Annotated in this window: 1 pseudogene; it reads left to right on the top strand. The window is 55.9% G+C overall.

Annotation, left to right across the window (positions count from 1 at the left end):
- Positions 1 to 258, top strand: a pseudogene (locus EN818_RS32160) (methylaspartate ammonia-lyase); the annotation flags it as partial.
- Positions 259 to 286: the final 28 nt, after the last annotated feature.

A 286-nucleotide genomic window follows, 5' to 3' on the forward strand; every position in this document is an offset into this window, starting at 1 on the left:
CAGAAATTCGGGGTGGGCGGCCAGACCTTCATGGAGCTTGTGAAGTGGGTTGCAAAGCGCACGCGCCAAATCGGCCGCCAGGGTTACGATCCGGTGCTGCATTTCGATGTGTACGGCTGGATAGGACTAGAAATTGGCTTGGACCCGCAACGGATCGCCGACTTTATCTGCGGGGTCGCCGATACCGTTCCGAGCGTCACGCTTAACGTTGAGTGCCCCGCGGATATTTGTTCCACGCAAGCGCAAATTGATAACTAACCCCGGATAGTATCGATTCTGGATCACC

The organism is Mesorhizobium sp. M3A.F.Ca.ET.175.01.1.1, from assembly GCF_004791945.1.
In the GTDB taxonomy this organism is placed as follows: domain Bacteria; phylum Pseudomonadota; class Alphaproteobacteria; order Rhizobiales; family Rhizobiaceae; genus Mesorhizobium.